Genomic DNA, 5,439 nt, shown 5'->3' on the forward strand with positions numbered 1-5,439 from the left:
CCTCTTTCAGCACCCCGATGATCTGCTCCTCCTTGAACCGTTTTCCCCTCATCGCTCGTCCTCCTCTTTCTGCTTGTAGACCAGAGGACTCGCTTTGAAAATGGCCGCGTTTTACGGGGGAAGGTCAATTGTGTCCGAACGGCATCGCACGGGTGATCGAGGCCTTTCGGCTAAGGCTGTTATAGCTCATGGACCGCCGTAGGGAACAGTTACTGGTTTATTCTGTTGCAGGTGCGAGATTCAGTACTTGTGAGACAGTTATCCGCTCAAATATAGAACACGTACTTAGGATCAGGAATCACGTCCGGGGGAACTTCCCGGAGAATGTCGCCGACGATCCGTGAAAAAGTCACCGTGATGGGCAAGAGGCCGTCCATGTTGGCGGAGTTCCAGTTCATTTTGGAGAGAATCAGGACTTCGCGAAGAATATCTTTCACCGATGTATCGCCCACATGGTCGACAACGCGCAAGGGCGCGGGAACATGACCATGCGGAAAAGCACTGATGGTTGGCATGTAGCCCGTTGTGTAAAGGTAGTGCTCGTCTTCGATATTAAGAATCGTTCCTCGCAACGGTGGATATTTGCCAGTTCTCAATAGCCGGATATTGCTCGTCGGAAAGACAGATACCAAGTCGTACTCTTTGACGCGCGCAAGCGCGGACGTGAAGCCTTCTCGCTCCGCCGGTGCAAATGCGGACGTCTTGTGAATAACGACGCGCTGCGGAAGTTGATGCCTCTCGAACTGGTAAAGGTTCAAGACGTCTTCGACAAGGCGCGCGGCGTGTTCTGCTGGAAGATGGGGAGACTTGCCCATCTTCTCCTCATCCCACTCAAATTTTTGGCCCCGCAATACAAGTCCTTCGCCGTTTTCGTCAAACGCCCGGGCGGCGCTTGCGCGAATGGAACTTGAATCACCCAATGGCCGGTAGAAAGAAACTCCAACATGGCAAGTTGACGGCATCAGCCCGGAAGGCCCCCAGGGGAGCCCCCCGGCTTTAAAGTACATTCCGGTAAACAAGTTCCAAGCGCGAGTAGCTGCGTTATCCAGTTGGCGATTACCCCTGCCGATGGTTGATTCGCGAAATAGCTGCGTCGGTTTCTTAAATTTCATCGCGCCGGCTTTGAACGCGCGTCGAAAATCTCGATGAATCAGGCCGGTGCCTCCCCCATAATCTGCGGCACGTATCACTTCGTACAATTCTTCGCTCAATACCAGCATTACGTAATCAAGCGGATGATCCTTGCCACAAAGGAGTTCAAGTTTTGCGAGAAATAAAGCAACCGAGTCCTCGAAGCGCTGCTGTGGCCTCTTCTGATTGAGTAGAGCGGCCTTCTCGGTTTGCGTCACCTTTTCAACAAGCGTTGGCGAAAAACGCGGGGAAAAACAGTAGCCAACGTCGGAAGAGCAACCGGGAAATGTGTAATGGTATGACTCTCCCTGAATTCCTTCGCAAGCGGAGGCGATATAGTCTTGAACATGCTGGATCGAATCCCCTTCGCCGATAAAACCAATATGAACTTCGCTCTTATGCCTTGGAGTGCCATAAGATCTGGGTCCATAGAGGGGGATGCCAACTTTAGGGTTTTCGTGCAACTTGCCATTGCCAAAGACCAAACGGGGTTCCTCAACCCATGAGGCGTCGAGGATCGCGGATTCGAGCATGGTTCTACGCCTAAACATCGTCGTCGACCTCAGCGTCGGTATCATCAGTGTCGAGTTCATCGCTGACCGACCTTCGCTCCGCCACACTGAATAGGTCTTCGTCGGGCTGCATATCCGCGACCTTCTTGTCATCGTCTGGAACCCCGGCCCAAGTGATTTCGGCGCTAATCAAATCGCTCTCCACGATGAGATGCTGCCCGCCGAAACCGAGAGAAAGCATGGGTTTTCGTTCGCAGAGAAACTGTTTCCAAAAATGGACTTCTGAAAAATAAGCCCGATTGTGCATTGACGCCTTAAGTCGGGTGACGATGGGGCCGATCTTGTTCGCGTCAAACTCGGTCGTTCCATCTTTGGTGATGTAGCGCTCGGGTCGTACTGCAAGCAACCACTTAGCCTTTGCTGGTTGCTGAAAACTCAGGTTGGCAGCCAGATGAATCCATCGCCTCTTTGGTTTTCCCGTGAGTTTTGTGATTGGATTCCAGACAACCATCCGTTTCTCGCGGCGTCCGGCAAGAGAGTCATATTCAAAGGACCGAGCGCCAGTTTCCTTGTCAGCCAAGAAGTAATACCGATGATGCTGGCTCTGATATCGAACACCTTTTGAGAGGAGGAAACGGCTGAGCGCCCGATTCAGAAGCGTGACATAAAGGCGGCGCATGTCTGGATCCATCCACATTTCGTCAGCCAGTAACCGCTCCGTAGTCTTGAAGTCGCACACGCGCGAGAATGGTCCATCCGGTGGCGAGAGATCGTGAAAGCTATAAAGCCGGTCGTCGCGCAGTTCAAAAGCTAGAATTTCATGGCGGTCAGCCGGGCGATTCAGTGCGACCAACAAGTCCTTGACGTTCTGCTTTCGGAATTGCGTAGGCGCGCTGAAAACTTTTGTCGGGATATTTGTGATCGGCATTGCCGACGCAAAAATACGATCCTTCAACTGCTGCTTGGAAATAACCGATTGGTCTGGTGAAGAGAACGCGGCCTCATGGTCGCGCTTCATTTGGCGAAGAACCTGAACGTTGTATTGGTATGGCAGCCGATCAATTCGCGTGTGACAGGTGGGGCAGAGCAGAATCAGATTCTCATGCGTGTTTAGCTTGGCAACTGGATAAGCGGGGTCAGCTCGCGGTCCGCCTTCTCCGTGGGCTACAATATGCGCCATTTCACCGATGAGCGTCGCCGAGTCGTGCGCGTCTTTCGGCAATTCGACAAGCGGTCTCTGACATCCGGGAAATGCGCATCGGTTTCCTGAAAGTGTGAAGAGAATCTTCTTCTGTGCATCCGGTATATCTCGACCAGGACGATGTTGCACTGATTTCGCATTGTCCGTCATGTCGAAAGACCAAGTATTCCGAGCTGACCAACCCTCATGACATCGAAGGTTACGATGCGAGACTATGCCAAGAATCGCTTAAAAACCAGCACGTTAGGAGAGACGCGGGCCGGTGGACATGTCGGGGTAAACAGTCCAGTACTTCTCCGCGTCGGACTTTCGGACAAGCTGGCGATAGTGATCAAACACGATTTCCTGCCTTCGGTGTCCGAGTTGAAGTGCCGTCTTGGCGGCATTCTCGTGCATGGCGAGATGGTATGATGCGAACGAATGACGCATGCCATTGGGCTTCCATTCGACCCCGGATTTGCGGCGGACACGGTCTACATCGTGACGGTGGCCGTCGATGGGGCCTTGTGTTTTGCGGTGCTGTCGCAGCCATGCGATCAGATTATCGGCCATGTCCACAAAGCGCGTCCGCCGTTTTTTGGCGGTCGCCGGCAGGACCTTGATGGTCTTGTTCTCAAAGTCGATTTCCCGCCAGTCCAGGCCGTCCAGCTCGGCTGTGCGGAGTCCGGCGAAGAAGCCGATCGCGTAGTAAGGGACGGTATGCGGTTCGATGGTTGCGGCTGTGGTCAGGATTTTCCGAACTTCATCAACAGTGAAAGCATCAGGTAACTCGTCGTCACGGCTGGGGCGTTCCAGATCGTTTGCGGGATTGGCTCGCGCAGCCTTGCGTTTAATAGCGTGATTGAAAAAACCAAGAAGAGCACGACGCATTCCAGCTCGTGTCTCGCCTTTGAACTTCTCACGGGTGAACCAGGTTTCGAGTTCTTCGGTGCTGAACGAATCTGCCGTCCGACCCTTAAACGCCTCCACAAAGCGGCCACAACGGTACCGGATCGATTTGACGGTCATTGGGCGCCGGCCAGCGGCTTCCTTCGTCGTGGCGTAGTCGGAGAGCAATTCGTCGATGGTGCGGCGCGCGCTCAGCGGGGCGGCGTGATCGCGAACGTACTCGGCTGCGCCTACAAGGTCGTATCCCGAACCAGTGAGGATCTCCAGGGCGCGTAAAGCCTGCTGCCGCTGAGGCGGTGACAGGGCATATGCAGAGTCGCCCTCGGCCTTTCGTTCGCCTCTGCGTCGCGCGCCTTCGGCCTCGGCTTCAGCGCGCGTTTTGAATGACACTTGAACGCGTTTGCCAGCAATGAACCCGCAATCAACTTGCCACGAGCGACCCCGTCGCCTAATCTGCGGCCATGTTTTGCCTTTGGACATACGCGTGTCTCGTGACGTCGACGGTTACATTTCCTGCGAAAGACGTTACAAACGTGTTACACGAAGAGCAAGCACTTTTATAAGTCGTTGATGGAGAGGTGGCTGAGTGGTCGATAGCGGCGGCTTGCTAAGCCGTTGTACGGGTCACACCGTACCGTGGGTTCGAATCCCACCCTCTCCGCCAGCCTTCGCTCGCAGCGCAGCGTAGGGCGAAGGCTGTCCCGCCGTAGTCGTCCGACGTCGGACGCGAAGGCGGACCTCCAACCCAGCGCTGCGAGACTACGGCTTGGCATGCCTGCCACAAATTTTCACTACGTTTACCTGCTGGTCAGCGAGAAGTATCCTGACCGGCACTACACGGGATGTACTCTTGACCTGCGCGCCCGACTCGAAATGCATAACGCCGGATCAGTATCCCACACGGCCAAATTCGGGCCGTGGCGACTAGAAACATGCACCGCATTCCGTTCGAAGAAGAAGGCCCGAGACTTTGAATCCTATCTCAAGTCCGGCTCCGGCCGGGAATTCGCGCGCCGCCATTTCTGATGGCCGATGAAACGGTTCCTCCAGCGCTTTTCACGCTTGGTGGTCAGGTTCGCCGCCGCTGCGTTTTTCCTCCAAGTCGTCATAGGCTTCACCGGCATGCCGCGCTGGCGCGCGAACCGGCACGCTGAGGCCGATGCGGCCGCCCCGGCTTACATCGTCGTTCTGGGCGGTGGCGGGATTCCGAGTGAAACGGGACTGATGCGGACCTATTGCGCGGCAGCCATCGGCACCAATTATCCGTCGGCAACGTTCATCGTCTCACTGCCTTGCGATGGTGATCCCGAAACGAACAGCGTAGGTCGCATGCGCGATGAACTCGTCCTTCGCGGACTACCGCGTCATTCCATTGAAATGGAGCACGACGGGTTGAACACGCACGAACAGGCCGCCAGCGTTGCGAGAATACTGGGCCCGGCAGCCCTCACCAACCGCGTGCTCGTGGTCACGTCGCCCTATCACATACGGCGCGCGCTGCTGTGCTTCCGCAAGGTGGGATTCACGCAGGTGGACGGATCCGCCACGCTGGGAATCGGCGCAGAGGCCGACGCCGGCGCGGCGGGACCGCTGGACCTGCGCTACACGTTCTGGGCGACCCTCCATGCGGAGATTGACTGGGTGCGAGAGTGCGTGGCCCTGCTCTACTACAGGCTGCGCGGCTGGATCTAGCGCCTGTCACATCGG

General features: G+C 55.8%; 5 protein-coding genes and 1 tRNA gene. 3 read left to right on the top strand and 3 right to left on the bottom strand.

The features are described 5' to 3' along the window. Nucleotides 1–266: 266 nt before the first annotated feature. The 3 genes from K1Y02_24900 to K1Y02_24910 all read right to left on the bottom strand — a co-directional run bounded on the left by K1Y02_24900 (nt 267) and on the right by K1Y02_24910 (nt 4,212). Entirely contained in the window at nt 267–1,664 is a 1,398-nt protein-coding gene (locus K1Y02_24900; protein MBX7259620.1) for a hypothetical protein, read from the bottom strand. Nucleotides 1,665–1,674: 10 nt separating this feature from the next. Further along, entirely contained in the window at nt 1,675–2,865 is a 1,191-nt protein-coding gene (locus K1Y02_24905) for an HNH endonuclease (GenBank protein ID MBX7259621.1), read from the bottom strand. 222 nt (nt 2,866–3,087) lie between these two features. Then, nucleotides 3,088–4,212: a tyrosine-type recombinase/integrase gene (locus K1Y02_24910; GenBank protein MBX7259622.1), complete on the bottom strand. Its 1,125-nt coding sequence runs from the start codon at nt 4,210–4,212 to the stop codon at nt 3,088–3,090. Between the two features lie 92 nt (nt 4,213–4,304). On the opposite strand from K1Y02_24910, the gene K1Y02_24915 reads away from it, so the two are divergent. The 3 genes from K1Y02_24915 to K1Y02_24925 all read left to right on the top strand — a co-directional run bounded on the left by K1Y02_24915 (nt 4,305) and on the right by K1Y02_24925 (nt 5,424). Then, nucleotides 4,305–4,396, top strand: a tRNA-Ser gene (locus K1Y02_24915). A 107-nt stretch (nt 4,397–4,503) separates the two neighbouring features. Continuing rightward, entirely contained in the window at nt 4,504–4,758 is a 255-nt protein-coding gene (locus K1Y02_24920) for a GIY-YIG nuclease family protein (GenBank protein MBX7259623.1), read from the top strand. Nucleotides 4,759–4,794: 36 nt separating this feature from the next. Continuing rightward, nucleotides 4,795–5,424 carry a YdcF family protein gene (locus K1Y02_24925; protein ID MBX7259624.1) on the top strand — a complete coding sequence of 210 codons (630 nt, stop codon included), beginning with the start codon at nt 4,795–4,797 and terminating at the stop codon, nt 5,422–5,424. Nucleotides 5,425–5,439: the final 15 nt, after the last annotated feature.

The sequence above is a fragment of the Candidatus Hydrogenedentota bacterium genome, from assembly GCA_019695095.1.
GTDB lineage: Bacteria > Hydrogenedentota > Hydrogenedentia > Hydrogenedentales > SLHB01 > JAIBAQ01.

Excerpts from the sequence above, each read along its gene's own strand:
- K1Y02_24900 (MBX7259620.1), bottom strand. The coding sequence starts at position 1,664 with ATGCTCGAATCCGCGATCCTCGACGCCTCATGGGTTGAGGAACCCCGT.
- K1Y02_24920 (MBX7259623.1), top strand. The coding sequence starts at position 4,504 with ATGCCTGCCACAAATTTTCACTACGTTTACCTGCTGGTCAGCGAGAAG.
- K1Y02_24910 (MBX7259622.1), bottom strand. The coding sequence starts at position 4,212 with ATGTCCAAAGGCAAAACATGGCCGCAGATTAGGCGACGGGGTCGCTCG.